The sequence below is a fragment of the Actinosynnema sp. NPDC023658 genome (genome assembly GCF_040639995.1).
Classification (GTDB): Bacteria; Actinomycetota; Actinomycetes; order Mycobacteriales; family Pseudonocardiaceae; genus Actinosynnema.
This window is the reverse complement of sequence record NZ_JBFAAX010000048.1, coordinates 1-25,188: the sequence shown is the minus strand read 5'-3', so window position 1 is coordinate 25,188 and position 25,188 is coordinate 1. Positions and strand designations below refer to the sequence as shown.

General features: G+C 72.8%; 23 protein-coding genes and 1 pseudogene. 12 read left to right on the top strand and 12 right to left on the bottom strand.

Translation table 11 applies throughout. The features are described from left to right. Nucleotides 1–90: 90 nt before the first annotated feature. Nucleotides 91–1,110, bottom strand: coding sequence for a DUF2891 domain-containing protein (locus AB0G02_RS09275; protein ID WP_360791738.1), 1,020 nt, complete (start codon nucleotides 1,108–1,110; stop codon nucleotides 91–93). Between the two features lie 63 nt (nucleotides 1,111–1,173). On the opposite strand from AB0G02_RS09275, the gene AB0G02_RS09270 reads away from it, so the two are divergent. After that, a complete protein-coding gene (locus tag AB0G02_RS09270; protein WP_360791735.1) occupies nucleotides 1,174–2,562 on the top strand; it encodes a class II 3-deoxy-7-phosphoheptulonate synthase in 1,389 nt (462 codons plus the stop codon). Between the two features lie 59 nt (nucleotides 2,563–2,621). Here the strand turns inward: AB0G02_RS09270 and AB0G02_RS09265 are convergent, their stop codons facing one another. Continuing rightward, a complete protein-coding gene (locus AB0G02_RS09265; RefSeq protein ID WP_360791732.1) occupies nucleotides 2,622–4,715 on the bottom strand; it encodes a PASTA domain-containing protein in 2,094 nt (697 codons plus the stop codon). A gap of 184 nt (nucleotides 4,716–4,899) precedes the next feature. Here AB0G02_RS09265 and AB0G02_RS09260 point away from each other — a divergent pair, with 184 nt between their 5' ends. Next, complete coding sequence (locus AB0G02_RS09260) at nucleotides 4,900–5,265, top strand: Rv2175c family DNA-binding protein (RefSeq protein ID WP_360791741.1); 366 nt, start codon at nucleotides 4,900–4,902, stop codon at nucleotides 5,263–5,265. Nucleotides 5,266–5,405: 140 nt separating this feature from the next. Here AB0G02_RS09260 and AB0G02_RS09255 read toward each other — a convergent pair whose 3' ends face one another. The 4 genes from AB0G02_RS09255 to AB0G02_RS09240 all read right to left on the bottom strand — a co-directional run bounded on the left by AB0G02_RS09255 (nucleotide 5,406) and on the right by AB0G02_RS09240 (nucleotide 10,717). Then, a complete protein-coding gene (locus AB0G02_RS09255) occupies nucleotides 5,406–6,293 on the bottom strand; it encodes a phytoene/squalene synthase family protein (protein WP_360791729.1) in 888 nt (295 codons plus the stop codon). Continuing rightward, nucleotides 6,290–7,822 carry a polyprenol phosphomannose-dependent alpha 1,6 mannosyltransferase MptB gene (gene mptB, locus AB0G02_RS09250; RefSeq protein ID WP_360791727.1) on the bottom strand — a complete coding sequence of 511 codons (1,533 nt, stop codon included), beginning with the start codon at nucleotides 7,820–7,822 and terminating at the stop codon, nucleotides 6,290–6,292. The genes AB0G02_RS09255 and mptB overlap by 4 nt, the downstream gene beginning before the upstream one ends. Nucleotides 7,823–8,153: 331 nt before the next feature. Then, nucleotides 8,154–9,647 (bottom strand): phytoene desaturase family protein, encoded by a 1,494-nt coding sequence (gene crtI, locus AB0G02_RS09245; protein WP_360791725.1) that lies wholly within the window; start codon nucleotides 9,645–9,647, stop codon nucleotides 8,154–8,156. Nucleotides 9,648–9,649: 2 nt separating this feature from the next. Next, nucleotides 9,650–10,717 carry a polyprenyl synthetase family protein gene (locus AB0G02_RS09240; protein ID WP_360791723.1) on the bottom strand — a complete coding sequence of 356 codons (1,068 nt, stop codon included), beginning with the start codon at nucleotides 10,715–10,717 and terminating at the stop codon, nucleotides 9,650–9,652. 105 nt (nucleotides 10,718–10,822) lie between these two features. On the opposite strand from AB0G02_RS09240, the gene AB0G02_RS09235 reads away from it, so the two are divergent. Then, a complete protein-coding gene (locus AB0G02_RS09235) occupies nucleotides 10,823–11,707 on the top strand; it encodes a methylenetetrahydrofolate reductase (protein WP_360791720.1) in 885 nt (294 codons plus the stop codon). Between the two features lie 129 nt (nucleotides 11,708–11,836). Here AB0G02_RS09235 and AB0G02_RS09230 read toward each other — a convergent pair whose 3' ends face one another. Beyond that, entirely contained in the window at nucleotides 11,837–12,484 is a 648-nt protein-coding gene (locus AB0G02_RS09230) for a DUF3153 domain-containing protein (RefSeq protein WP_360791717.1), read from the bottom strand. Nucleotides 12,485–12,588: 104 nt separating this feature from the next. Here AB0G02_RS09230 and AB0G02_RS09225 point away from each other — a divergent pair, with 104 nt between their 5' ends. Both AB0G02_RS09225 and AB0G02_RS09220 read left to right on the top strand, forming a co-directional pair. Then, on the top strand, nucleotides 12,589–14,268 hold the full coding sequence (locus tag AB0G02_RS09225; protein ID WP_360791714.1) for a DUF885 domain-containing protein: 1,680 nt from the start codon (nucleotides 12,589–12,591) through the stop codon (nucleotides 14,266–14,268). Nucleotides 14,269–14,359: 91 nt separating this feature from the next. Beyond that, entirely contained in the window at nucleotides 14,360–14,986 is a 627-nt protein-coding gene (locus tag AB0G02_RS09220) for a hypothetical protein (protein WP_360791711.1), read from the top strand. 715 nt (nucleotides 14,987–15,701) lie between these two features. Here the strand turns inward: AB0G02_RS09220 and AB0G02_RS09215 are convergent. Both AB0G02_RS09215 and AB0G02_RS09210 read right to left on the bottom strand, forming a co-directional pair. Continuing rightward, the gene (locus AB0G02_RS09215) at nucleotides 15,702–16,262 is read right to left on the bottom strand and encodes a GNAT family N-acetyltransferase (RefSeq protein ID WP_360791708.1); all 561 of its coding nucleotides are present in this window, start codon (nucleotides 16,260–16,262) and stop codon (nucleotides 15,702–15,704) included. Next, nucleotides 16,259–16,759, bottom strand: a complete 501-nt coding sequence (locus tag AB0G02_RS09210) for a YbaK/EbsC family protein (protein WP_360791705.1) — start codon at nucleotides 16,757–16,759, stop codon at nucleotides 16,259–16,261. The genes AB0G02_RS09215 and AB0G02_RS09210 overlap by 4 nt, the downstream gene beginning before the upstream one ends. A gap of 182 nt (nucleotides 16,760–16,941) precedes the next feature. Here AB0G02_RS09210 and AB0G02_RS09205 point away from each other — a divergent pair, with 182 nt between their 5' ends. Together AB0G02_RS09205 and AB0G02_RS09200 are read left to right on the top strand one after the other, a co-directional pair. Beyond that, entirely contained in the window at nucleotides 16,942–17,355 is a 414-nt protein-coding gene (locus tag AB0G02_RS09205; protein WP_360791702.1) for an SAV_6107 family HEPN domain-containing protein, read from the top strand. Continuing rightward, nucleotides 17,352–18,116, top strand: a complete 765-nt coding sequence (locus AB0G02_RS09200; protein WP_360791699.1) for a maleylpyruvate isomerase family mycothiol-dependent enzyme — start codon at nucleotides 17,352–17,354, stop codon at nucleotides 18,114–18,116. The genes AB0G02_RS09205 and AB0G02_RS09200 overlap by 4 nt, the downstream gene beginning before the upstream one ends. Before the next feature lie 83 nt (nucleotides 18,117–18,199). On the opposite strand, the gene AB0G02_RS09195 is transcribed toward AB0G02_RS09200, so the two are convergent. Beyond that, on the bottom strand, nucleotides 18,200–19,774 hold the full coding sequence (locus AB0G02_RS09195) for an alkaline phosphatase D family protein (RefSeq protein ID WP_360791696.1): 1,575 nt from the start codon (nucleotides 19,772–19,774) through the stop codon (nucleotides 18,200–18,202). A 23-nt stretch (nucleotides 19,775–19,797) separates the two neighbouring features. On the opposite strand from AB0G02_RS09195, the gene AB0G02_RS09190 reads away from it, so the two are divergent. Further along, nucleotides 19,798–20,508, top strand: a complete 711-nt coding sequence (locus tag AB0G02_RS09190; RefSeq protein WP_360791694.1) for a VOC family protein — start codon at nucleotides 19,798–19,800, stop codon at nucleotides 20,506–20,508. Between the two features lie 134 nt (nucleotides 20,509–20,642). Next, nucleotides 20,643–21,287: a hypothetical protein gene (locus AB0G02_RS09185; protein WP_360791691.1), complete on the top strand. Its 645-nt coding sequence runs from the start codon at nucleotides 20,643–20,645 to the stop codon at nucleotides 21,285–21,287. A 56-nt stretch (nucleotides 21,288–21,343) separates the two neighbouring features. Here the strand turns inward: AB0G02_RS09185 and AB0G02_RS09180 are convergent, their stop codons facing one another. Further along, nucleotides 21,344–21,826 carry a DoxX family protein gene (locus AB0G02_RS09180; RefSeq protein ID WP_360791688.1) on the bottom strand — a complete coding sequence of 161 codons (483 nt, stop codon included), beginning with the start codon at nucleotides 21,824–21,826 and terminating at the stop codon, nucleotides 21,344–21,346. Between the two features lie 91 nt (nucleotides 21,827–21,917). On the opposite strand from AB0G02_RS09180, the gene AB0G02_RS09175 reads away from it, so the two are divergent. From AB0G02_RS09175 to AB0G02_RS09165, 3 genes are all read left to right on the top strand, one after another. Next, nucleotides 21,918–22,469, top strand: coding sequence for a TetR/AcrR family transcriptional regulator (locus tag AB0G02_RS09175; RefSeq protein ID WP_360791685.1), 552 nt, complete (start codon nucleotides 21,918–21,920; stop codon nucleotides 22,467–22,469). Nucleotides 22,470–22,635: 166 nt separating this feature from the next. Next, complete coding sequence (locus AB0G02_RS09170; protein WP_360791682.1) at nucleotides 22,636–23,274, top strand: GntR family transcriptional regulator; 639 nt, start codon at nucleotides 22,636–22,638, stop codon at nucleotides 23,272–23,274. Nucleotide 23,275: 1 nt separating this feature from the next. Next, complete coding sequence (locus AB0G02_RS09165) at nucleotides 23,276–24,271, top strand: 1-aminocyclopropane-1-carboxylate deaminase (protein WP_360791679.1); 996 nt, start codon at nucleotides 23,276–23,278, stop codon at nucleotides 24,269–24,271. 180 nt (nucleotides 24,272–24,451) lie between these two features. Here AB0G02_RS09165 and AB0G02_RS09160 read toward each other — a convergent pair. After that, nucleotides 24,452–25,188 (bottom strand): annotated as a pseudogene (locus AB0G02_RS09160) (DEAD/DEAH box helicase); the annotation flags it as partial.

Below are 25,188 nucleotides of genomic sequence, written 5' to 3'. Positions count from 1 at the left end.
GGCCGCTGGAGGAGCGCCGGTGCCGGGACGCCGCCGCCGGCCTCGCCGGTCCGTGAACGCGCGGTCCCGCCGGTCCCTCAGCGCCGGGCTTCAGCGGTCCGTGAACGCGCCCAGGTGCAGGTAGGCGGCGAAGGTGCCCAGCCAGTGCTCCGCGTAGTAGCCGTGCCCGAACACGAACTCCAGACCGGTCTCGCGGTGCTGCTCGGCGGCCGTGCGGGCCAGGTCGGCGTACCGGTGGTCCTCGGGCAGCGCGTCCGCGACGGCACGCCACTGCCACGCCCGCGACAGCGCCAGGCCGACCAGGTGCGAGCCGTGGGCGTCACCGGGGTCGTCCACCGGCACCGGCTCGCGCAGCACCTTCCAGCGCGCCTCGTCCAGGTGCGGCAGGAACGCCTCGAACCAGGCGGTGAACCCGTCGGCCGGCAGCACCCGCCGCACCAGGTCCGCCTCGGTCAGCGCGGGCGAGAGGAAGTCCGCCGCGTCCGGCTCGAACCCGCCGTACCCGACGTCCTCGCGGTGCCACCGCAACGCCGCCTCCGCGCACACCGAGGCCAGCTCCTCGTCACCCACCGCGCGGGCCGCGTCGAGCACCAGCCCGGTCGCGAACGCGGTGTTGCCGTGCGTGCCCGTCCGGACCGGCAGCCGCGCGCCCGCCACCTTGGTGAGGTACCGGTCACGCAGCACCGAGCTCAACGGCCGCAGCGCCGCCGCCCACGGCGAGTCCCAGGTGCGCAGCTCCGCGTCGAGCACCAGCAGCCACGCCCACCCGTACGGGCGCTCCCAGAACCCGCCGTTCGGCCCGTCGAAGAACGCCGCCTCGGTCCGCGCGTGCTCCTCGGTGAGCAGCGAGCCCAGCACCCGGCGGGCCTCGTCCGCGCCCGCCACCTCGGGCCGCAGCCGCAGCAGGCGGACCGCCAACCAGGTCTGGTGCACGCACGAGTGCCAGTCGAACGACCCGGCGAAGATCGGGTGCAGAGCCCGCTGCGGGACCAGGTCGGCGTCACCGGTGACGACGTGCGTCCAGTGCACCGGGTAGTCCCGCTGGACGTTCTCCACGGCGGTCGACAGCAGCCTGGCCGCCGTGTCGTCATCCAGTCGGGTGTCGGACATGGTCCACATAATGCACAGGTGGACCCGCGTCCGTCTCTCCATGTGGACGGCTATCTTTAACGTGTGAACTGGACCGTGGACGTGCCCGTGGACACGCTTCCCGAGCTTCCGCCCCTCCCGCCGGAGCTGCGCGACCGGCTCGACGACGCCCTGGGCAGGCCTGCCGCCCAGCAGCCGGAGTGGCCGAACGCCGAGCAGGTGCGCCGCGTGCGCGCCGTGCTGGAGAGCGTGCCGCCGATCACCGTGCCGGCCGAGATCGACCGGCTGCGCGACAACCTGGCCGAGGTCGCCCGCGGCGAGGCGTTCCTGCTGCAGGGCGGCGACTGCGCGGAGACGTTCGCGGACAACACCGAGCCGCACATCCGCGCGAACGTCCGGACCCTGCTGCAGATGGCCGTCGTGCTCACCTACGGCGCGAGCCTGCCGGTGGTCAAGATCGGCCGCATCGCCGGCCAGTACGCCAAGCCGCGCTCGTCGGGCATCGACGCGCTCGGCCTGCCGTCCTACCGCGGTGACATCGTCAACTCGCTGGTCGCCACGCCCGAGGCGCGCGTGCCGGACCCGTCGCGGATGATCCGCGCCTACGCCAACGCGGGCGCGGCGATGAACCTGCTGCGGGCGATGACCACCGCCGGCATGGCCGACCTGCACCGCCTGCACGACTGGAACAAGGACTTCGTCCGCCAGTCGCCCGCCGGCGAGCGGTACGAGGCGCTGGCCGGCGAGATCGACCGCGGCCTGCGGTTCATGTCGGCGTGCGGCGTGAACGACACCTCGCTGCACACCACCGAGATCTTCGCCTCGCACGAGGCGCTGCTGCTGGACTACGAGCGGGCGCTGCTGCGGCTGGACACCAACGGCGAGCAGCCGAGGCTGTACGACCTGTCGTCGCACTTCCTGTGGATCGGTGAGCGGACCCGGCAGCTGGACGGCGCGCACATCGCGTTCGCGGAGCTGCTGAGCAACCCGATCGGGTTGAAGATCGGCCCGTCGACCACGCCGGAGATGGCCGTCGAGTACGTCGAGCGGCTCGACCCGCACAACCAGCCCGGCCGGCTGACCCTGATCAGCCGCATGGGCAACGGCAAGGTGCGCGACGTGCTGGGCCCGATCGTGGAGAAGGTCACCGCCTCCGGCCACCAGGTCATCTGGCAGTGCGACCCGATGCACGGCAACACGCACGAGGCGTCCACCGGCTACAAGACCAGGCACTTCGACCGGATCGTGGACGAGGTGCAGGGCTTCTTCGAGGTGCACCGGCGCCTGGGCACCCACCCCGGCGGCATCCACATCGAGCTGACCGGCGAGGACGTCACCGAGTGCCTGGGCGGCGCCCAGGAGATCTCCGACCTCGACCTCGCGGGCCGCTACGAGACCGCCTGCGACCCGCGGCTGAACACCCAGCAGTCGCTGGAGCTGGCGTTCCTGGTCGCGGAGATGCTGCGCAGCTGACCAGGCCCTGAGCCGCGAAGCAGCCCCCGGACCCCGCGGAGTCCGGGGGCTGCCTCGTCTCAGACCCCGATGATCGTGACCTTGGTGCCCTTCGGCACGCGCTCACCGGCCCGCACGGACTGGTTCACCACGCGCGCCCGGTCGCGGTTGTTGAACTGGACGTCGACCTTGAGGCCCGCGTCCTCCAGGATCTTCTTCGCTTCCTTGACCGACTTGCCCTCGACCTGCGGCACGGTCACCGAGTCCGCCGACAGCACGACGGTCACGCGCCGGTTGTTCGGCGGCATGTTCGTGCCCGCCGGCGGGTCGGTGCGGATCACCCTGCCGCCCTCGACCTTGTCGGAGAACTCCGTCGGCCCCTCGACCGGCTCGAACCCGGCCGCGTTCAGCTCCGCGAACGCCTCGTCCTTCGTCTTGCCGGTCACGCTCGGCACCGGCTTGGGCTGCGAGCCCTTGCTCAGCACGATCGTCACCGTCGACCCGATGGGCACCGGCGTGCCCGGCGTGGGCTTCAGCGTCACCACCTTGCCCTTGGGCACGCGGTCGCTGAACGCGTCTTCGGCGGGGTTCAGCTGGGTCTTCAACCCGACCGACGTGATCTCGCGCTCCGCGTCCGCCACCTCGACACCCGCGTTGACCTGCGGCACCACCGGCTTGCCCGCGGACACCACGAGCCGCACCAGGTCACCCCGCCGGGCCTCCGCGCCGGCCGCCGGGTCGCTGCTGATCACCTGCCCGCTGGGCACGGTGTCGCTGTTCTCGGTGCGCAACGTCTTCTTCAGCGACGCCTCGTCCAGCAGCGCGGTGGCCGTGGCCTCGTCCTTGCCGACCAGGTCCGGCACGGTGGTGACCCGGCCGACCAGGAGCCACCAGCCGGCCAGGCCGATGACGATCGCGGCGACCCCGACGACGCTCAGCCACGTGATGAGCTGGCGCTTGCTGCGCGCCCGCATCTCCTCCAGGAGCTGCTCGGGCGTCTTCTTCTTCGGTTGTCTCTTGGGACGCGGTCTGCCGGCCGCGGGCGAGGCACCCGTGGGGGGCTGGGGACCCGTCGGGGGCCGCAGGCCGACCGGCATGAGGTCGGGCGGGGTCATCAGCTCCGCGCGGGGGATCGCCCGGGTGCCTTGGGGACCTGCCGACACCGGCACGAGGGGGTTCGGCCGGTGCACCGGCACGGTCGGCTCCGCGAACGGCGCTCCCGCACCCACCCGCACCGGCTCGACCCGCACCGTCTGCTCGGCGGGGCTCGGCGCCTGCACGTGCTGCGTCGCCTCCTCCGCGGGCGCGGCGGCGGAGGGCACCGGCACGTCCACGGTGGACAGGCCGAGCTTCGCCCGCGCCGTCTCCACCTCGGACAGGAACGACTCGGCGTCCGCGGGCCGCAGGAACGGCTCCTTGCGGGTCGCCCGCCGCACCAGCTCGGCCACCTCGGCCGGCACGTCCGGGACCGGCGGCACGTCGTCGTTCACGTGCCGGTAGGCCACCGAGATGGCGTTGTCGCCCACGTACGGCGGCGTGCCGGTCAGCATTTCGTACAGCAGCACGCCCGCCGAGTACACGTCGCTGCGCGCGTCCGTGGTGCCCGTGGTCACCTGCTCCGGTGACAGGTAGGCGACCGTGCCCAGGATCATGGTGTCGCTGGTCACGCCGGCCGTGGAGATCGCCCGGACCAGCCCGAAGTCCGCGACCTTCACCGCGCCGCCCGGCCCGATGAGCACGTTCTCCGGCTTCACGTCCCGGTGCACCAGGTCGGCCCGGTGCGCGGCGGCCAGCGGCGCGAGGACCTTCTCGATGACGGTGAGCGCCAGCGCCACGTCCAGCTTGCCGCGCGCGTTGAGCAGGTCGCGCAGCGTGCCGCCCTCGACCAGCTCCATGACCAGGTAGACCCGGTCCTCGTCGACGCCCTGGTCGTGGACCTGCACCACGCCGGGGTGGTGCAGCTTCGCCGCGGCGCGCGCCTCGCGCTCGAACCGCGCGACGAACTGCGGGTCGGCGGAGAACCGGGGGTCCATGACCTTGATGGCCACGGTGCGCTCCAGGCGGGTGTCCACACCGCGGTACACCGTGGACATGCCGCCCCGCGCCACCAGGGTGCCTACCCGGTAGCGTTGTTCGAGCAGCCCGCCGATCACGTTCGTCGCCGACCTTTCCACAGCCGTGGATCGTACGGTGGGTGGTGCCGACCGATGCTGTGCGCTGGAGCATCCCACGCGTGCTTGTGGGATCCGCGTCAAAGTCGGGGTGAACAGGGGGTGTGCACAAGCCGACCCCTGGGTGTACCGCCACCACCCGGTTGGCGCAGGGCGTCGTCAACGTCGTTGTGGCATCGTGACGCAGGTGAGTGCGATTCCTGCCGCTGCGGATGTGCTGGCTCCCGACCTGGAGGTCCTGCCCCTCCCCGAGGTCGCCGAGCGTCTTGACCTGCCGATCAACCGAGTCCACCAGTTGCTGCGCGACGGTCAGCTGCTCGCCGAGCGCCGAAACGGTGTCCTCGTCGTCCCCTCCCAGTTCCTCGCCGCCGGAGGCGTGGTGAAGGGGCTGCCCGGCACCATCACGGTACTGCGCGACTCCGGCTTCTCGACCGAAGAGATCCTCCGGTGGCTGTTCACCGAGGACGAGACCCTGCCCGGCACGCCCATCGAGGCATTGCGCGGCGACCGCGGCCGTGAGGTGAAGCGGCGGGCACAGGCCCTGGGCTTCTGACGAACTGCGCACCACCCCAGACGACCGACCACGTCCGGGCGACCCTCACCGGGTCGTCCGGACGTCGCGTTTCCGCCCCTCGCGACGCATCCACCGCCCGTTCCCCACAGCCCGTCGCAACGGCTCAGCGGTCCAACGGCTCAGCGACCGGTGGCCCGCGCCACCAGCGCCCGCGCCAGGCCCGGCACGGCGACCGCCAGCCGGCGCGGTGTCGGCACCACGACCCGCCGGTCCAGCACCTGGTAGTCGGCCGCCGCGATCCCGTCCAGGATCTCCCGGTACAGCACGAGCGCGGTCCGCACGCACGGCCGTGACACGGGCCGCAGCATCGGCACACCCACCTCGGCCTCCCGGTACACCGCCAACGTGTGCGCGACCAGGTGCCGCACCGCCCGGCGCACCCGCTGGTCGGGCGTCCCGGTCCGCCGGCACCACGCCAGCAGCTCCCGGTCGACGCCGTAGGCGGCCAGCACGTCCGAGGGCAGGTAGACCCGCCCGCGGTCGAGGTCCTCCCCGACGTCGCGCAGGAAGTTCGTCAGCTGGAACGCCCGCCCGAGCGCGGCGGCCGACGGCTCGGCCTCGGCCCGCGGCACGACCGTCCCGAACACCGGCAGCAGCTGGAGCCCGATCACGGCCGCCGAGCCGTGCACGTACCGCTCCAGCGCGGCGAAGTCCGGGTAGGACGTGACGGTCAGGTCCATCCGCATGGACGCCAGGAAGTCGCTGAACAGCACCGGGTCGATCGCGTATCGGCGCACCGTGTCCACCAGCGCCGCGAGCACCGGGTGACCCGTGGGCCGGCCCGCCAGCTCCTCGGCCAGCCGCGCCGCCAGGTCCTCCAGCTCACCGGCCGGGTCGGCCGACTGCCCGCTGTCCACGATCTCGTCAGCCCACCGCGCGAACCCGTACAGCGCGTGCACGGCGGGTCGTTGCGCGGGCGTGAGCAGGCGGGTGGCGAGGAAGAACGTGCGGCCGTGCCGTGCGTTCAGCTCGCGGCAACGGGCGTACGCCGCGGCCAGGTCCGTCACACGTACCTGCCGGACAGCCGCAACGGGTCGGGCTTGGCCAGCGACACGCACGCCAGCGCCGACACCGCCGCGACCATGACCAGGTAGGCCCACGAGTACAGGGCCGTGTCGCCGTTGGGGAAGGTCACCAGCAGCATCCAGGTGGAGAAGAACGCCGCCGCCTTCAACCCGGTCGTGGTCCACGGCAGCGCCGCGGCCATCACCAGCGGCCAGCTGAAGTACCAGGGCAGCGTGGCGGGGGAGAGCAGGGCCACGGCCAGCATGGTGATCGCCGCCCGGCGCACCGCCTCAGGGCCGCCGTCCTGCGCGGCACGCCACTGCCGCCACGCGATGTAGGCCAGCAGCACCGAGCCGAGGCCGCGGGCGATGGTCATGAACCAGCCCGGCTCGACCCGGACGAACCCGTTGACCGCGGTGTGCGCGAAGTCACCGACCGCGCTGGGCAGCGACAGCCAGTTCACGATCGTGGACGACGAGCTGAGCGCCGGGATCCAGCCCAGGTCCAGGCCGGACACGAAGGTGGTCGCGGCGAACACCCCCACGAACGTGGCCACACCGCCCGCCACGGCCTTGCCGAGCTGCGCCCGGCGCGTGCCGCCCAGCCGACGCGCCCACACCAGCACCAGGAACGGCAGCGCGACCACGGCGGTCGCCTTCACCGCGAACGCCAGCGTCACCACCGCGATGCCCAGCACGTGCCTGCGGTCCAGCACCAGCAGCACGCCGGCGGCCAGCAGGCCGACCATCAGCAGGTCGTTGTGCGCGCCGCCGATGAGGTGCACCAGCATCAGCGGGTTCGCCACGGCCACCCACAGCGCGACCGCGGGCCGCCCGCCGAGGTGGCGGGTCAGGCCGGGCAGCGCCCAGCACAGCAGGAGCAGGCCGACGGCCAGCACCACCCGCATGATCACCACGCCGCCGATGACGCTGCCCGACGTCGCCCACACCACGCCCTCGGCGAGGATCAGGAACAGCGGCCCGTACGGCGCCGGGGTGTTCTGCCAGACCCAGCTCACGTTGTCCGACAGCGGGCTCTGCAGCACCGCGGGCCCCACGGCGTACGGGTCGAGGCCGTTGAGCGCGATCTGGCCCTGCGCCAGGTAGCTGTAGATGTCCTTGCTGAACAGCGGTGGCGCGAACAGCAGCGGCAACGTCCAGGCCACGATCGCGGTGAGCACCGCGGCGCTGCCGACGTGCCCGTTGCGCACCATCCGACCCAGCCGGACCCACGACCAGATGACCATGCCGAGGCCGAGGTAGAGCACCGCGGTGGCCAGGTCGTGGCCGTGGCCGTACCGGATGAAGCTCAGCGAGGTGTCCGCGAGCAGCGGGTCGTGCTTGAGGATCGCGCCCGCGCCCGTGCCGCCCAGGGCGATCAGCATGACGCCGCCGACGCCCAGCAGGATCGTGCGGATGGGGATGCCGCCCGGGTCGGGGCGGTCCGACCGGTCCTGAACCCGGGTAGCCGACGACCGCACCGGCCCGACAGGTGCGGCGCTCGATCGTGGGAAGGACGGGGTCGCGGCCATCGCGGCAACATCGTCGCACAAGGCGGGGGCGCACCGGCACGTGATGGCGCTGTCCGGTGACCGGCCCGTCACACCCGGACGGATCGTCGCACGGGTGACTGATCCGGGAGTGACCACCTGCAGTATTCGGCCGCCGCGAGTGGGCTCGGTCCTACCTGCGCCGAGGGCCCTCGGGTCACTCGTCGAGGGTCGTGACGGGGTGTGCGCCGCCACGCTCAGCGATCACCAGAGGTGCGCGGCATCACGTCCGGCGTGCCGCGCCGACGGGCCTCCGACGGGCGCTCGGCGGGGTCCGCGGGATCGGCGCTCGCGAGGGACGTGCGCTCGCGGGTCAGTTCGGGACGTGCGTCCGCCGGGTCGCCGCCGTCCGCCGCGACCTCGTGGCGGTGGTCCCGGTGATCCGCTGGGCGGCGAGCCGGCCCGAGATCAGCACCGGCGGCACGCCCACGCCCGGCGTGGTGCCGCAGCCGGCCAGCACGGCGTTGTCCAGCACCAGGTTGCGCGGCCGGAACGGGCCGGTCTGGGCGAACGTGTGCGCGACCGAGAACGGGGTGCCCGCGGCCAGGCCCATCGCGGCCCAGTCCTGCGGCGTGACCAGGTGCTCGACCTCGATCGCGTCACCGAACCCGGTCAGCCCGCGCGCCTCCAGCACGCCCACCAGCTCGTCGCGGTAGGCCGGACCGACGCGGTCCCAGTCGATCGCGCCCGCGTGCAGGTTCGGCGCGGGTGCCAGCACGAACATCCCCTGCCCCGGCGGGGCGGTGACCAGCAACGACGGGTCGCTCATCAGCGTGCCCCGGCGGGTCAGCTCGTCGAACGTCCGCTCCCAGGCCCGACCGAAGAACAAGGTGTGGTGCGCCAGCTCCGGCCACGTGCGGTCCACGCCCGCGTGCAGCACGACCGCCGACGGCGACCACGTGATCGGCAGCGGTCGCCGCGGGTGGTGGCCCAGCAGGCGGTACGACGTGGGCAGGTCCGGGGTCAGCACCACCGCGTCGCACGGGATCCGCTCGCCGTGCGCGGTCCGCACCGCCGTGACCCGGCCGCCGATGCGCTCCAGCCACGCCACCGGGGTCTGGAAGCGCAGGTCGGCGCCCGCGTCCCGGGCCGCCGCGGCCATCGCGTCCGGCAGCGCGCGCATCCCGCCTTGCGGGTAGTACACGCCCGCGATCGTGTCCATGTACGCGATGACGGCGTACGCGGCGAGGGCCTTGCGCGGCGGCACGCCCGCGTACAGCGCCTGGAACGAGAACACCCGCTGCAACCGCTCGTCGTGCACGAACCGCGCCACCGACGGCCCGAGCCGCCCGAACCCGCGCAACGCGGCCAGCTTCGCCAGCTGCGGCGTGAGCAGGGACAGCGGCGAGTCGAAGTTCGACCCGATGAACCGCTCCCGCTCCACCCGGTACAGCTCGGTCAGCCAGCGGCGCAGCGCCCGGTACCCCTGGGCCTCGCGCGGACCGGCGAACCGGCGCACCTCGGCCTCCATCGCCTCGGCGTCGGCGTGCACGTCCAGCGTGCTGCCGTCAGCGAAGCGGGCCCGGTAGGCGGGTTCGACGGGCCGCAGGTCGAGCCGGTCGCGCAGCGAGTCACCGACCGCGTGCAGCGCCTCGTCCACCAGCTCCGGCATGGTCAGCACGGTCGGCCCGGTGTCGAACCGGTAACCGCCCAGGTCCAGCCGCCCGGCCCGGCCGCCGGGCACGGCGTCGCGCTCGACCACGGTGACCCGGCGACCCGCGCCGAGCAGGTGCAGCGCCGCGGACAGCCCGGCCAGCCCCGCGCCGACCACGACGACGTGGTCCGTGCGCCCGGTGACCGCGCGCATCGTCAGTAGGTCCTCTTCGTGGCGCTGATGGCCAGCTCCGCCAGCCGCTCACCGGCCGGTTCCGCGACCGGCGCGCGGTCCAGGGCGCGCAGCGCGGACTCGGTCAGCTCGACGATCCGCTCCTCGATCGCGTCCACCGCGCCGACCTCGTGCAGCCGCGCGCGGACCTCGTCGACCATGGCCACGTCCAGGTCCGGCTTGCCCAGCGCCTCGTGCAGCACGTCCGCGCCGAACTCCATGCCCAGCGCCACCAGCAGCGTCCGCTTGCCCTCGCGCAGGTCGTCACCCGCGGGCTTGCCCGTCACCGCCGGGTCGCCGAACACGCCCAGCAGGTCGTCCCGCAGCTGGAACGCCACCCCGATGTCGGTGCCGAACGACCGCAGGCCGTCCACCAGCTCCGGTGACGCGCCCCCGATCGCCGCACCCATGTGCAGCGGCCGTTCCACGGTGTACGCGGCGGTCTTGAGCCGGTCGATGCGCAGCGCGGCGTCCGGCGAGCTGTCGCCGCGCGCCTGCGTGAGCACGTCGAGGTACTGGCCGGCCAGCATCTCGGTGCGCATGTCCCGCCACGGCAGGCTGAGCCGCTGGAGGGCGTCGGTGGGCAGCCCGGCGGCGAACAGCATGTCGTCCGCCCAGGCCAGCGCCACGTCCCCGATCAGCACCGACGCGGCCAACCCGAACCGCTCGGGCTCCCCGAGCCACCCCTGCTCCCGGTGCCGGCGGGCGAACCGGACGTGCACGGTCGGCATGCCGCGACGGGTCTCGGAGGCGTCCATCAGGTCGTCGTGCACCAGCGCGCACGCCTGGATCAGCTCCAGCGAGCTGACCGCGGTGAGCACGGCGCCGGCCAGCTCGCCCTCCGGGTCGCCGCCCGCGGCCCGCCAGCCCCACCACGCGAACGTCGGCCGGATCCGCTTGCCGCCGCCGAGGACGAAGTCGGCCAGCGCGTCCACGGCGCCGGTGAAGTTCTCCTCCATGCGCGCACCCAGCGCCCGGCGCTCGGCGAGGTAACCTGCCAGCGCTTCGTCGACATGCTTGGGCAGTTCGAGGTCCAACGGGTGGGGCGGCACCCGTCTATCGTCACCTCTGCCGCCCCCACGCGCCCAACCGGGGGGCTGGTCCCATCAAGTGACAGCCTCCTCCCACTGTCCGGACCTACCTCTAGGCTTGGTGGCATGACGTCGGTGGTCGAGCGCTTGCACGGGGGATCCCCCGTGTTCTCCGTCGAGTTCTTCCCGCCTCGCGACGAGGCCGAGGAGACGGTGCTCTGGCGCGCGATCCGCGAGCTGGAGGCCTTCGACCCGGCGTTCGTGTCCATCACCTACGGCGCCGGCGGGTCCTCCCGAGACCGGACCATCCGCACCACCGGCCGGGTGGCGCAGGAGACGACCCTGCTGCCGATGGCGCACCTCACCCTCGTCAACCACTCGGTGGCCGAGCTGCGCAACGTGATCGGCTGGTACGCGGCCGTCGGCGTGCGCAACATCCTGGCCGTGCGCGGCGACCCGCCCGGCGACCCCAACGGCGAGTGGGTGGCCCACCCGGAGGGCCTGACCTACGCCGAGGAGCTGGTCCGGCTCTGCCGCGAGCTGGGCGACTTCTGCGTGGGCGTCGCGGCGTCGCCGTACGGCCACCCGCGGTCGACGGACCTCGACGAGGACACCAAGTACCTGGTCCGCAAGCTGCGGGCGGGCGCGGACTTCGCCATCGCCCAGCTGTTCTTCGAGCCGGAGGACTTCCTGCGGCTGCGCGACCGGGTGGCGGCGCTGGGCTGCGACACGGTGCTGATCCCCGGTCTGATGCCGTTGACGACGCCGCGGACGCTGGCCAAGACGGTGGAGCTGTCGGGCTCGTCGGTGCCGGACTCGGTGGCGCGTCGCCTCGACCCGTACGCCGACGACCCGGCGGGCTTCCGCTCGGCCGGCATCGACCTGGTGACCGAGGTGGGGGAGCGGCTGCTCGCGGAGGGCGTGCCGTGCCTGCACTTCTACACGTTCAACCGCTCGAAGGCGACGCGCGAGATCGTGGGCCGACTGGGCCTCGTCCCCGCTCGCACCTGACCTACCTCAACCACCCCACCACCTCGCCTCACCACCCTCTATCCGTCACCACGCGCCGCGAGGTCGCACCACCGCCGCCGCGAGGTCGACTTCCAGGCGACCTCGCCGCCGTCTGCGAAGCAGCGGCCATTAAACAGAGTGGCGCCGGTGGGCGACGATCGCCAGGACCAGCACGATGAGCGCGGCCGCGCCGACCAGGATCGCCACCAGCATGGTCCAGCCGAAGTACGACACCGAGTTCGCCCCGGCGTACCGGACCGTCGCGGTCAGCATCGAGGCCTGGCCGGGCTTCGGGGACCACGAGATGGTCGCGTTGTCGTCCTCTCGCCCGTTCGTGTCGACGACCTCACCCGGAAAGCTGATCTTCACCTGGATGTCGGCGCGCTCCGGCGGCACCTGGGTCAGGTCGACCGACCCCGACAACGTCACCAGGTCGCCAGACCGCCGGAACGTCAGCTGGTACCGGCTGGACGACGCGCTGGTCGCCGCGGACAGCGCCCGCACCTCGTCGAACGTCAACCCGTTGAACGACATCTGCGTGCCGACGTAGTCGTCCACCTTGTACGGCTTGGTGGTGACCCGGCTGGCCAGCTCGTCGGGCACCTTCAACTGCGGGCCGGGGTCGTTGTCCTTGGACGGCGGCGTGGCGGCGGTGATCTCACCGGACACGCGGTCGTCGGAGGACAGCGCCATCGCGGCGTGCAGCCGGACGCACCCCGTCAGCGAGAACAGCGCGAGGAGGAGAACCGGCAGGAGGAGCGCGGAGGCCCTGGACACCCGGCCATCCTGCCGGCAGCGGTCAAAAGTTGACCGCTGAACACGGTCGTGAGCGTGGCTAATTACCTGTTGGGGTGACATGACCCGGAGGTAACGTGCGGCTCATGGCAACCTCCTCGGCCGGCGTGCACGGCATCAGCAACCAGTTCGTAGCCGACTACGCGGCAGCGGACCCGTTGGTCGCGACGTTCATCGGCAAGCCCGGCCACGACGACCGGCTGACGGACTACTCGCCGGAGGGCCACGCCGCGCGCAAGGAGCTCGCGCAGAGGGCGCTCGCCGCCGTCGACGCGGCCGAGCCCGCGGACAAGTCGGAGGCCGACGCCAAGGCCGTGTTCCAGGAGCGGGTCGGCCTGGAGGTCGAGCTCCACGACGCCGGCCTGATGGAGGGCGGGCTCAACGTCATCGCCAGCCCCGTGCAGTCGCTGCGCGAGGTCTTCGACCAGATGCCCACCGACACCGCCGACGACTGGGCCGTGATCGCCAAGCGGCTCACCGCCGTGCCGGACGCGGTGGCGAACCTGCGCGCGGGCCTGGCGTACTCCGCCGACAAGGGCCGCGTGGCGGCGTTGCGGCAGGTCAGCCGGGTCGCTGAGCAGTGCGACACCTGGGCGGGCCGCTCCGGCGGCAAGTCGTTCTTCGCGAACCTGATCGCCGACGCCCCCTCGGACGGCGCGCTGCGCACGGAGCTGGAGGCCGGCGCGCGGGCCGCCGCCGAGGCCTACGGCGACCTGGCCGAGTTCCTGCGCCGCGACCTCGCGCCCAAGGCGCCGAAGAAGGACGCCGTGGGCGAGGACGTCTACCGGCTGTGGTCGCGCTTCTTCACCGGCTCGCGCCTGGACCTGGCCGAGGCCTACGAGTGGGGCTGGGCCGAGTTCACCCGCATCGAGACCGAGATGAAGCAGGTCGCGAACCGGATCAAGTCGGGCGCCACGCTCGCGGAGGCCGCCGCCGCGCTGGACGCCGACTCGCGCTACCTGGTGCACGGCAAGGACGGCCTGCGGTCGTGGATGCAGGAGCTGTCCGACAAGGCGCTGCTGGACGTGCGCGGCGTGCACTTCGACCTGCCCGACGAGCTGATGAAGCTGGAGTGCCGCATCGCGCCGCCCGGCGGTGGCGTCGGCGCCTACTACAACGGCCCCACGCCGGACTTCTCCCGGCCCGGCCGCATGTGGTGGTCGGTGCCGGAGGGCAAGGAGGAGTTCTCCACCTGGCGCGAGGTCTCGACCGTCTACCACGAGGGCGTGCCGGGTCACCACCTCCAGGTCGCCACGGCCGTCTACCAGGCGGAGCGGCTCAACGAGTTCCAGCGCCTGCTGTGCTGGGTGTCCGGTCACGGCGAGGGCTGGGCGCTGTACGCCGAGCGGCTGATGCGCGAGCTCGGCTACCTGGAGGACGACGGCGACCTGCTGGGGATGCTCGACGCGCACCTGTTCCGCGCGGCCCGCGTGATCATCGACATCGGCATGCACCTGGAGCTGGAGATCCCGAAGGGCACCGGCTTCCACGAGGGCGAGCGGTGGACCCCGGAGCTGGGCCTGGAGTTCATGCTCACCCGCACCATCACCGACCCGGCGCACGTGCGCGACGAGATCGACCGCTACCTGGGCTGGCCCGGTCAGGCGCCGTCGTACAAGCTGGGCGAGCGGCTGTGGCTGGCGGCCCGCGACGACGCCCGTGCCCGGCACGGCGACGCGTTCGACCTCAAGGTCTTCCACAAGCAGGCCTTGGAGATGGGCGCCATGGGCCTGGACACGCTCCGTGAGCGGCTCGCGGAACTCTGACCTACCTTGATCCGGTGACCTCGGCTTCACCCCGAGGTCACCGGTCCTGGTGTTGGATGGACGTGCGGGGACGATTAGGCAGGGGGACCTGATGACCAGACGTGCGAAGCGAGCCGCGCTCGGTGCGGCGTTGGCCGGTGCGCTGTTGATCGGCGGGTCTCCCGCGTTCGCCCAGGCGCAACCGCTCGGGGACCAGGCCGAGTGGCGCATCCGGCAGGAGATCGTGGACCACGCCCTGCACGAGGTCGGCCAGCGCGAGGGCAACGGCAACTACTACCCCGAGCGCTACCAGGTCCCCGGCCAGGGCGTCCTGCGCCCGGCGGAGTGGTGCGGCGTGTTCGTCAACTGGGCCTGGTCGACCGCCGGCGTGCCGGACGGCCCGGCGATGCGCCCCGCTCCCGGCGCGTCGGTGCTGGACCAGGGCCACTGGGCGACGTACTGGCAGAAGTGGGGCAAGGCCAACGGCCGGTGGAAGGACATCGCGGAGCGCGACGTCGAGCCCGGTGACGCGGTGGTCTACGGCAACTACCCGGACATGCACGCGCACATCGGCCTGGTGGTCGAGGTCACGTACGACCGGACGGGCCGCAAGGCCACCCACGTGCGGACCGTGGAGGGCAACTTCGGTGACCGCGTCGTCTACTCCAAGCTGCGCAAGATCGAAGGCCTGAACGCCGGCAAGTACCTCCAGGCGTCCGGTTTCGTCTCCCCCTTCTGACCCGAAGACCGTTTCGGGAAGACGAAGAGCGAAGGGCACAAGCGTCCTCGCCGGACGGGCAGATCAGCAGGATGACCGGGTTCCGCCGGAATCCGCTGTCCCGTCGTGGGTCGGGTTCCGCGTCATCCCGCCGACCTCCACAAGGGCAACCACACGCGTCAAGGGGGCCGTCCCAGCGCAAGGTCCCGAGTGCGACAGGTGCCCCCTTGACCCGCGCGGTTGGGCGATGCAAGGTCGGCGGGATGACGCGAAACCCTTGTTCGAGCAGAAGGCATCCGACACCTGTCCGCCCCGAACACCACCCCCTTGCCCACGCCCCTTGCCGGAGCCTCTTGCCGGCGTTCCGGCACCTGCCCGCGTCGAACACCGCCCAATCGCCTGCGTTCTGACAAGTGGTGGTGGGAGCGATGGCGATCGTGCACTGCGGGTTTTCGAATAGAGGGGTTCGTGTCATCCCGCCGACCTGGCTCTGCCCAACCGCGCGTGTCAAGGGGGCACATTCGTCCCGACCGCACATCGGGCTGGAACGGCCCCCTTGACGCGTGTGGTTGCCCTTGTGGAGGTCGGCGGGATGACACGGGCCCCGGCCCACGACGGCGCGGGAGATCGCGGCGAAACCCCGTCATCCTGCTGATCTGCCCGTCCGGCGAGGACGCTTTGCTCTTTGCTCTTCGGTTAGCGCTTGTGCTCTTCGCTTTGCGGTTCCCGAAGAGGGTCACTCCATCGGCAGAACACGACCCAGGACGGCGAACGGGCGGGGGTCGCCGGTGAACTGGTAGTGCCGCAGCACGTCCACGAAACCCACCCGCCGGTACAGCCGCCAGGCCTTGCTCGGACCCTCCGGTGTGGACAGCAGCACCCGCGAGCTCGGCACGCCCTCCAGCAGGTTGCGCAGCAGCTGCTCCCCGACGCCCCGGCCCTGCGCGCGGGGCAGGACGTGGAGTTCGGTCAGCTCGAAGTAGTCCCGCATCCACTCCTCGACCGCGCCCGGCCCGGCGACCATGGTCAGGCCGTGCCGCACCTGCTCGTGCCACCACTGCCCGACCGAGCCGCGGTAGCCGTAGCCGATGCCGATCAGCTCGTCCTTCTCGCCCAGGGCCACCACGCAACGCCAACCCTCGCGCAGCATGTGCGCCAGCCACATCGGCGCGCGCTGCTCGGCGGTGCCGGGCGGGTAGTCCATCGCGCTCACGTAGAGCGCCAGCGCCTCGTCCAGCCGGGTGTTCAGCTCCCGCGCGGACAGCGCGACGATCCGCTGCGACGGCGCGGCGGTCACCGGGAGACCTCGGCGGGCGTGCCGCCGGTCAGGTCGACCAGGCCCGCGTAGGTCGTCGGGTAGACCGCGTGCGGGTGGCCGGCGGCGGCCCACACCACGTCGTACTGCTCCAGGGCGACGTCGACGAACGTGAGGATCGGCGCCGGGTGCCCCACCGGGGAGACGCCGCCGATGACCTGGCCGGTGTGCTCGCGCACGAACTCCGGTGTGGCCCGTTCGATCGAGTCCGCGCCCGCGAGGGCGGCCAGCTTGTCGGTGTCCGCCCGGTGCGCGCCGGAGGTGAGCACGAGCAGCGGTGCGGCTGCGCCGTCGCGGACGGCGGCGAACACGAGGCTGTTGGCGATCGCGCCGACCGGCACGCCCACGGCCTCGGCCGCCGCGGCGGCGGAGCGGACGGCGTCGGCCAGCACGCGGATCCCGTCAGCGGCTTCGTGGTGGCCCGCCTCGGACAGTGCGGCGGCCACCTTGCGGATGCCGGGGTGGTCGAGTGCGCTCACCTGTTCATGAGACCACGGGCCGTCGGCTTGAGGAGTTCCGGGCCGGCAGGATAGTCTGGTCTGGCTCGAACGTTTGTTCGAGCAATGCCTTGGTGGTGGGGCGGGGGAAGCGCCCCACCACCAAGTGCCGCCGTCTCCCCGCGGCGGTCGTCGCTGTCCCGACGCCGCGAGGAGGCCGCGAGATGACTCAGACCTTCCCCCGCCGCATTCCCCTCCCGCTACCACCGGCGTCGGCGGTGACCCTGCTCGGTCAGGCCCGCGAGTGCCTGGTCGAGGCCGAACGGGACCCGTCGCCGCCCACCCGCTTCGCCACGGCCTACCTGGCCGCGATGCGGGCCGCGGCGGCCGTGCTGGCGGCCAGGGGCCGACCCCACCGGGGCCGGGCCAAGCCGACCAGCGTGTGGGTCCTGCTGTCCTCCCTCGCGCCGGAGTTGCGCGAGTGGTCCGCGTTCTTCGCCGAGTGCTCGGCGACGCGCGCGGCCGTGCTGGCGGGCATCACCAGGCAGGTCACCCAGCGCGCAGCCGACGACCTGGTGCGCCAAGCGGCGCAGTTCACCGAGTTGGTCGACGAGATCATGTACGAGGACGGACTGTGAGCAGGGGACTGGTCGCCTACGACCGCCTGATCGACGTAGTGGAGGCCGAAGCCGAGCGCCTGGCGGCATCGGCCGAGGGACAGCGCCCGGAACGCCAGGTGCCCGCGTGCCCCGGGCTCAACCTCGGGGAGACGGCGCGGCACGTGGGCAGCACGTACCGGATGGTGTCGACGTGGCTGAGGGAAGGCAGCCAACCCCTCGTGTGGCAGCAGGACCCGGAGCCGGGGCAGGCGTTGCCCGAGTACGTGCGCGAGGGCGTGCCGCCGTTGTTGCGGGCGTTGCGGGCGCACGGGCCGGACGACCCGTGCGAGACGTGGTGGCCCGCCGAGCGCAACCACAACTTCTGGGCGCGGAGGTTGGCGCACGAGTCGACCGTGCACCGGATGGACGTGCAGGCGGCGGCCGGGCTGCCGGTCGACCCGGTGGACGACGACGTGGCCCAGGACGGCGTGGACGAGATCCTCACGCTGTGGCTGGGGCACCGGCTGGACCTCCTCGGCGTGCGCGGCACCCGTGAGGGAACGGTGGCGATCCGGGCGGGCGACAAGGCCTGGCTCGCCACGACCGGCCCCGAGCCGGCGGTGTCCCGGTTGGTCGCGGACGAGGAGGCGACGTCGGCGAACGGCGAGGTGTCCGGGACGCCGATGCAGGTCTACCGCTGGTTGTGGGGCCGGATCCCGGACCGGGACCTGCCGCCGACCACCGGTGACCACGACGCGATCGCCCAGCTGTGGGCGTTGCTGAGGCTGGCCACCAAGTAGCGGCCGGCCCGCTGGACGTGCGTCCGCCGTCGGGCACCCGACTGCCCGGCGGCGGGCGCACCCAGCGGAACAGGCGCGGGGGACTAGAGCGTCATGGAGGTGACTTCCCGCAGACCGTCGGCGGTCGCGGTCTCCAGGCGGAAGCGGCTCTGGCGGCCGTCGATCTCCAGCACGCCCACCGAGTTGCCGAAGTGCGGCCCGCTGAGCTTGTGCCACGCCACCGGGTCGGGCGAGATGCCCCGCCGGTCGGCCCACCACCGCAGCACCCGGGCGATCGGCTTCGACCACGACAGCCGGAACGCGGGCCGGAACACCCACGGCGGGTCGTTGTGCACCGGTGAGCACACGAGTTGGTACACCTTCGCGTCCACCGAGGACTTGAACGTCGCCCGCGCCGCGTAGCTGTGGTGCACGTCCCCGGACAGCACGCACACCGTGCCCGGCGCGTCGTCGGACCGCGAGATCCGCTCCAGCAGCCGGGCCATCCGCTCGAACGACGCGCGGAACGCGGGCCAGTGCTCCAGGTCCGCGACCTGCCGCACCTTCTCACCGACCCGGCCGCGCCACCCCGGCAGGCCCGCCATCCGCTCGTTCAGCGACTGGAAGTGGCTCAACCCGTGCGGCATCAGCCACGGCAGCGACGAGCCGATCAGCAGGTGGTCGAAGTCACCGACGGCGTTGGCCTCGATCCAGTCGAACTCCTCGTCACCGACCATCAGCCGCTGCGGCCCGGACAGGATGCGCCCGCTGCGGGTGTCGATCACCAGCAGCCGCACCCGGCCGAAGTCGCGCCGGTAGCTCCACCGGGTCGACTTGCCGCCGTCGACCTCCTGGTCGGCGCGCTCCCCGAAGTCCTCCAGCAGCGCCTGCACGTCACCGCCACTGGCCCGCACCTTCGCGTACAGCTCGTCCTGCGCCAACTCCTCCGGGCTGAGGTTGCCCAGGTGCTGGTAGACCCAGTAGGACGCCAGGCCCGCCCGGATGCGCTCGGGCCACCAGCGCTTGGCCGCCATCTGCTCGCGCCACGTCCGCGAGGTGTTCCAGTCGTCGCGGATGTCGTGGTCGTCGAAGATCATCGAGGTGGGCACCACGGACATCAGCCAGCGGATCTCCGGGTCGGCCCACGACTCGTGGTACAGCTCGGCGTACTCGCGGAACGACACGACCTCGCCCGCGGGCTCCGGTCTGCGCTCGGCCAGCCACTTCGTGATCTTCGGCGTCGGCTCGTCGGCGTAGACCTGGTCCCCGAGCAGCACGAGCGCCTCGGGCCACTGCTCCGACGGCTGGTCCTTCATCCGCAGCGCGTAGGCGTCCAGCGCGTCCGGACCGAGCTTGTCCGGCGTCCCCTCGCCCTTGGCGGCGCGGCACGACCCGAACAGCAGCCGCCGCACCGGCGTCGTGCGGATGCTCGGCGGCGGGAACGGCGAGTCCGGCAGCGGCCACACCGGCTCGCCGTCCAGTCGCACGTCGTACGGCGTCGTGGTGCCGGGCGTCAGCCCCTCGACCGCCACCACCGCGAAGTGCTGTTCCCCGACCTGGAACGTCTCCGCGCGGTGGCCGGCGACCTCAACCTCGCACACGTCGTCCGTCTCGACCCACACCGTCGCCGAAGTGGAGTCGACGTGCCGCAGCACCGGACCAAGAACCAGCTCCGCCATTGGGCAGACGTTACCTTCGGGTCATGGCAACGAGGTGGTACGACGTCGTGGTGGACTCCGCCGACCCCGTCGCGCTCGGCCGGTTCTGGTCGGCCCTGCTGGGCACGCCGGTCACCGGCGAGAGCGCGGACGAGGTCGACGTCACGCTGGCGGACGGGATGGACCTGGTGTTCGTGCCGGTGTCCGACCCGAAGGTGGTGAAGAACCGGGTTCACCTGGACCTGGCGTCGACGTCGCCGGAGGACCAGGCGGCGATCGTGGCGCGTGCGGTGGAGCTGGGCGCGCGACCGGTCGACGTGAGGCAGGGTGACGTGCCGTGGGTCGTGCTGGCCGACCCGGAGGGCAACGAGTTCTGCGTGCTGGAGCAGCGCGACGAGTACGCGGGCGCCGGTCCCGTGGCGGCGGTCGTGGTGGACGCGCTCGACCCGCGGGCGCAGGCGGCGTTCTGGGCCGGTCCGACCGGGTTGCCGGTGACGCACGCGCAGGACGACTTCGCCTCGTTGCGGCGCGAGGCCGGGCCGTCGCTGGAGTTCGTGCGCGTGGCCGACCCGAAGGCGGTGAAGAACCGGCTGCACCTCGACGTCGCGCCGCCCGCCGACGGCGACCTGCCGACCGAGGTGGCCCGGCTGGAGGCGGCGGGCGCGTTGCGCGCGGACGTCGGGCAGATCGACGTGCCGTGGGTGGTGCTGGCCGACCCGGAGGGCAACGAGTTCTGCGTGCTGACGCCGCGCTGACCGGTCAGGGCTGCGGTCGGCGGCGATGAGCGCCGCGCAGCCGTCGGTGGTTCCGGCGGCTGTTCCGGTGATCGGTCGGGTTCCACGATCGTTTGACTTAGGATGCGGCGGTTTGCACCATCCCGGGGAGAGCCGTGAGAACGATCGTCGTCGCGCTGTGCGCTGTCCTGGTGGCGGGTTGTTCGGCCGGCTCGGAGGCGGCGACGCCCGCTCCCGCCGGTCCGGCGCCCGACCCGGCGGCGGTGGTCCGGGCGCTGCTGCTGCCCGATCAGGTCACCGCGCCCAAGGGGTTGGTCGAAGCCGGTGAGCCGGTGGAGGGCGTCCGGAAGCTGATCGAGTGCCCGGACCTGCCGTCCGCGGGCCAGGCGGTCGCGGGCATCACCGCGACGTGGACGTGGTCGGGCGACCGCCGGTCCGCGATCGTCACCCAGTACAGCGCCGTGTACCGGGAGGTGTCCGGCAAGGACGTCGTGAAGCAGGCCCGCACCGCGTCGACCTGCTACCGCGGCGCGGACCTCCGCATCACCGAGCCGCAGCCGCTGGACGAGTACCTCTACGCGCAGGACGACCTGGGCAGGACCACGCCGTTCGTCGACGACCGGTACTCCTACTGCATCTCGAACGAGGTCACCCACCGCCAGGTCTGCGTCGCCGTGCAGGCCAAGGCCGACAAGGTCGTCCGCACCACGATCGACCTGGCCGCCGACCCGCTCGTGGGCGACGGGTGGCTCTCGTCCAAGGACTTCGCCCAAGCCGTCACCGACCGGCTGGTGGCCTGAGCCGGATCCCCGGCCGTCACCCGCGCTCGACCGCCCGTGCCGAGGCGTGTGGACGATCAGGCGCTCACGCTCTCGCGCCGGGCAGGGGAGCGGCGGGCGCGCGCGTGGTGCACCAGGACGGTCACCGTGGCCGCGAGGAAGACGATCTGCATCAGCGTGCGCGGCAGCAGGGCGTCCCCGAACGAGGGGGAGAGGCCCTTGGCGGCGGCGTAGACGTTCGCCGGGAACATGCCGACCAGCATCGCGGTGAGCCCCGCCGCCGCCCACGGCGCGGTCCGGCGCCACAGGACGCCTGCCGCGCCCAGGAGCTCCAGCACACCGGTCACCGTGATCACGAGGCCGGGCTCGGGGATGGCGGGCGGCACCATCGCGATCAGCTGCTCCCGCATGCCGATGAAGTGCGCCAGCCCGGTCGCGACGAACATCGCCGCCACCCCGCACTGCACGGCGAACGGCCAGGCCGGGACGCGGGTGACACCGACGGCCCGCAGGACGGCCACGGCGAGGGTGACGAGCACGAGGATGACGAGCGGGGCCACGGCAGCTCCTCCGGAGTGCGAACTTGACAGTGACAAGATTGGCTCCGATCAGGCAACTTGTCAATGACTAGATCGCCGGTAGGATTCCGGTGTGACCACGGAACGCCGGTACCACCACGGGGACCTGCGCCGTGCCGTCCTGGACGCGGCCGTCGAGGTGATCACCGAGCACGGCACGTCCGGCCTCGGCCTGCGCGACCTGGCCCGGCGGGTCGGCGTGTCGCACGCGGGGCCGGTGCACCACTTCAAGGACAAGGCCGGCCTGCTCACCGCGCTCGCCGCGGAGGGCTTCACGCTCCTGGCCGACGCGCTCGACGCGACAGTGGCGGCGGGTGGCGACATCGTCGAGCTGGGCGTCTCCTACGTGCGCTTCGCGGTCGAGCACCGGGCGCACTTCGAGGTGATGTTCCGGCCCGACCTGTACCACGAGGACGACCCGGCGCTGGTCGAAGCGCGTGCCCGGTCCGGGGCGGCACTGGAGGGCGGCGTCGCGGACCAGACCGACCCGGAGTCGGCGTCGGTCGCGGCGTGGTCGCTCGTGCACGGCTTCGCGACGCTGTGGAACACCGGTGCCCTGTCGCGGGCCGATCGCGACCCGGAGGCCGTGGTGCGGGCCATCGCACGCTCTCTGTTCCCGGCTTAGCCGAACCGGCCTCCGCCCGACAACCCCGTCACGGGCCCGCGCGCCGACGGGTCGCCCACGATTCCGACGAACGATCCTGATGACGACCACCGCTCGTCAGTGATCGCCACGGCCCGACCTCGCAGCCCGTAGTGCTCCCTCGACGACTCGTCTACACTCCGCCAGTATGCAATATATTAGTCGGGCGCTGTTCCGCGACCAGGCGTTGCTCGCCATCCGCGAGGCGATCCTGGGCGGCGACCTGGCGCCCGGCGTGCCGATCAAGGACGTGGAGCTGGCCGAGCGGCTCGGGCTGTCGCGGACGCCGGTGCGCGAGGCGTTGGCGCGGTTGACCGACGAGGGCCTGGTCGAGACCAAGCCGCACAGCTACACGAGGGTCACGCCGTTGGACACGGCGGCGGTGCGCGACGCGCACGTCGTCATCCAGACCATGCACGCGCTCGCCGCCCGGCTGGCCGTGCCGCACGTGGTCGAGGCGGACCTGACCGCCATGCGTGCCGCCAACACGACGTTCGCCCACGCCCTCGCCTCGGGCGACGTGCCGGCCGCCCTCGCCGCCGACGACGAGTTCCACGCGGTGGCGGTGCGGCGCAGCGGCAACTTCGCCGTGGTGGCCACCATCGAGCGCTACACCCCGCTGGTCCGCCGCCTGGAACGGCTGCGGTTCGCCGCGCCGACCGGCCGTCACTCGGTGGCCATGCACGACGAGATCACCACCGCCTTCGCCGCGTCCGACGCCGACCTGGCCGCCCGCCTGGTCGAGCGGAACTGGGCGACGTTGGCCGACCTGTTCGAGGAGAACTGACGTGGCACTGGGCGATTTCGCGCGTTTCCCGCTGACCTTCGGCCCGTCGCCGGTGCACCCGCTGGAGCGGTTGACCAGGCACCTCGGCGGCGCGCGGGTGTGGGCCAAGCGGGAGGACTGCAACTCCGGCCTGGCCTACGGCGGCAACAAGACCCGCAAGCTGGAGTACCTGGTGGCCGACGCGCTGGCCACGGGCTGCGACACGCTGGTGTCCATCGGCGGCGTGCAGTCCAACCACACCCGCCAGGTCGCCGCCGCCGCGGCGCGGGCCGGGCTGAAGTGCGTGCTGGTGCAGGAGAGCTGGGTCGACTGGCCGGACGCGGTGTACGACCGGGTGGGCAACATCCTGCTCAGCCGGTTGATGGGGGCCGAGGTGCGGCTGGTGGAGGCGGGCTTCGGCATCGGCGTGAAACCGGCGTGGGAGCAGGCGATCGAGGACGTCCGCGCGGCGGGCGGCAGGCCGTACGCCATCCCGGCGGGCGGGTCGGACCACCCGCTGGGCGGGCTCGGGTTCGCCGGCTGGGCGGCCGAGGTCGAGCGGCAGGAGGCCGAGCTGGGCGTGCGGTTCGACACGGTGGTGGTGTGCTCGGTGACCGGCAGCACGCAGGCGGGCATGGTCGCCGGGTTCGCGGGCAGCGGTCGCCGGGTCATCGGCATCGACGCCTCCGCCGAGCCGTGCGACACGCGCGACCAGATCGTGCGCATCGCCAAGAACACGGCCGGCCTGCTGGGCGTCGAGGTGTCGGACGACGACGTCGTCCTCGACGACCGGTTCCACGAGGGCATCTACGGCGTGCCCGGTGAGTCCACCCTGGACGCGATGAAGCTGGGCGCGCGGCTGGAGGGCATGATCACCGACCCGGTGTACGAGGGCAAGTCGCTGGCAGGCCTGGTGGAACTGGTCTCCACCGGCGAGATCCCGCGCGACTCCGCCGTCCTGTACGCGCACCTGGGCGGCCAACCCGCGCTCAACGCCTACAGCGCCCTGTTCCGCTGAGCCGCCCGCCGCTCACACCGACCACAGCTCACGCCCGCCGCTCACACCCGGAGCCGCTGACGCCGACCACCGCTGACGCCCACCGCTGACGCTGGCCACCGCTCACGCCGGCCGTCGCTGACGGCCGGCGTCACTCACGCGCGCAGCCGCGCTACCCGTTGCCCACCAGCCCGCCACCGCTCACGCCCGGAGCCGCAGGCCCTTGGGCGTGGCGCGGAAGCCGGCTTCCTGGAGGACGCCCGCCAGCCTCGACCCCAGCGCCACCTCACCGTCCGCCCGCTGCACCGCGAGCTGCCCCAGCCAGCCGTCCCGCACCGCGCGGCTCAGGGCTTGGGCCGCCGCGCGCAACGGCTCCTCCGCCTCGGTGAACGACAGCAGCGACCGGCCACCCCGCTCCACGTACAGCGTGGCCAGCCCGTCCACCAGCACCACCAGCGCGCCGGACTTGCGGCCCGGCCGGTGCTTGCCCTCGCCCGTCTGCTCCGGCCACGACAGGGCCGCGCCGTAGGGCTGCGCCGGGTCGGCCGCCGCCAGCACCACGGCCTCCGGCGTGCCTGCGTGCTCCTGCCCCGGCGGCCGGGACGACGCGCGCAGCCGGTCCACCGCGCCCCGCGCCGCGAACTGCGCCGCGCCGAGCCCCTCGACCACGTACCCGCGCACGACCTGCCCGGACTCCTCCATCGCGCGCAGCACCCGGTACACGCCGCTGAACCCGCCGGTCACCCGCTCGGTGTCCAGCGCGCCCCGCGTCAGCACGCCGTGCCGCTCCAGGAACGCCTCGGCCCGCGCGTGCGCCCGCCGGGTCGCGTCCGTCGCGGGCACCACGGCCAGCGACCACCGGCCCGCCACCGCGGGCGGCCCGGTGCGGCTGGGCATGTCCGGCCGGCCCGCCCGCATCCGCGCGTACCGCCCGCGCG

What these genes read in the sequence shown, in the direction of transcription:
- AB0G02_RS09275 (WP_360791738.1), bottom strand. Translation starts at nt 1,110, where the DNA reads ATGTCCGACACCCGACTGGATGACGACACGGCGGCCAGGCTGCTGTCG.
- AB0G02_RS09170 (WP_360791682.1), top strand. Translation starts at nt 22,636, where the DNA reads ATGCAATATATTAGTCGGGCGCTGTTCCGCGACCAGGCGTTGCTCGCC.
- mptB (WP_360791727.1), bottom strand. Translation starts at nt 7,822, where the DNA reads ATGGCCGCGACCCCGTCCTTCCCACGATCGAGCGCCGCACCTGTCGGG.
- AB0G02_RS09190 (WP_360791694.1), top strand. Translation starts at nt 19,798, where the DNA reads ATGGCAACGAGGTGGTACGACGTCGTGGTGGACTCCGCCGACCCCGTC.
- AB0G02_RS09195 (WP_360791696.1), bottom strand. Translation starts at nt 19,774, where the DNA reads ATGGCGGAGCTGGTTCTTGGTCCGGTGCTGCGGCACGTCGACTCCACT.
- crtI (WP_360791725.1), bottom strand. Translation starts at nt 9,647, where the DNA reads ATGCGCGCGGTCACCGGGCGCACGGACCACGTCGTCGTGGTCGGCGCG.
- AB0G02_RS09235 (WP_360791720.1), top strand. Translation starts at nt 10,823, where the DNA reads ATGACGTCGGTGGTCGAGCGCTTGCACGGGGGATCCCCCGTGTTCTCC.
- AB0G02_RS09220 (WP_360791711.1), top strand. Translation starts at nt 14,360, where the DNA reads ATGACCAGACGTGCGAAGCGAGCCGCGCTCGGTGCGGCGTTGGCCGGT.
- AB0G02_RS09225 (WP_360791714.1), top strand. Translation starts at nt 12,589, where the DNA reads ATGGCAACCTCCTCGGCCGGCGTGCACGGCATCAGCAACCAGTTCGTA.
- AB0G02_RS09205 (WP_360791702.1), top strand. Translation starts at nt 16,942, where the DNA reads ATGACTCAGACCTTCCCCCGCCGCATTCCCCTCCCGCTACCACCGGCG.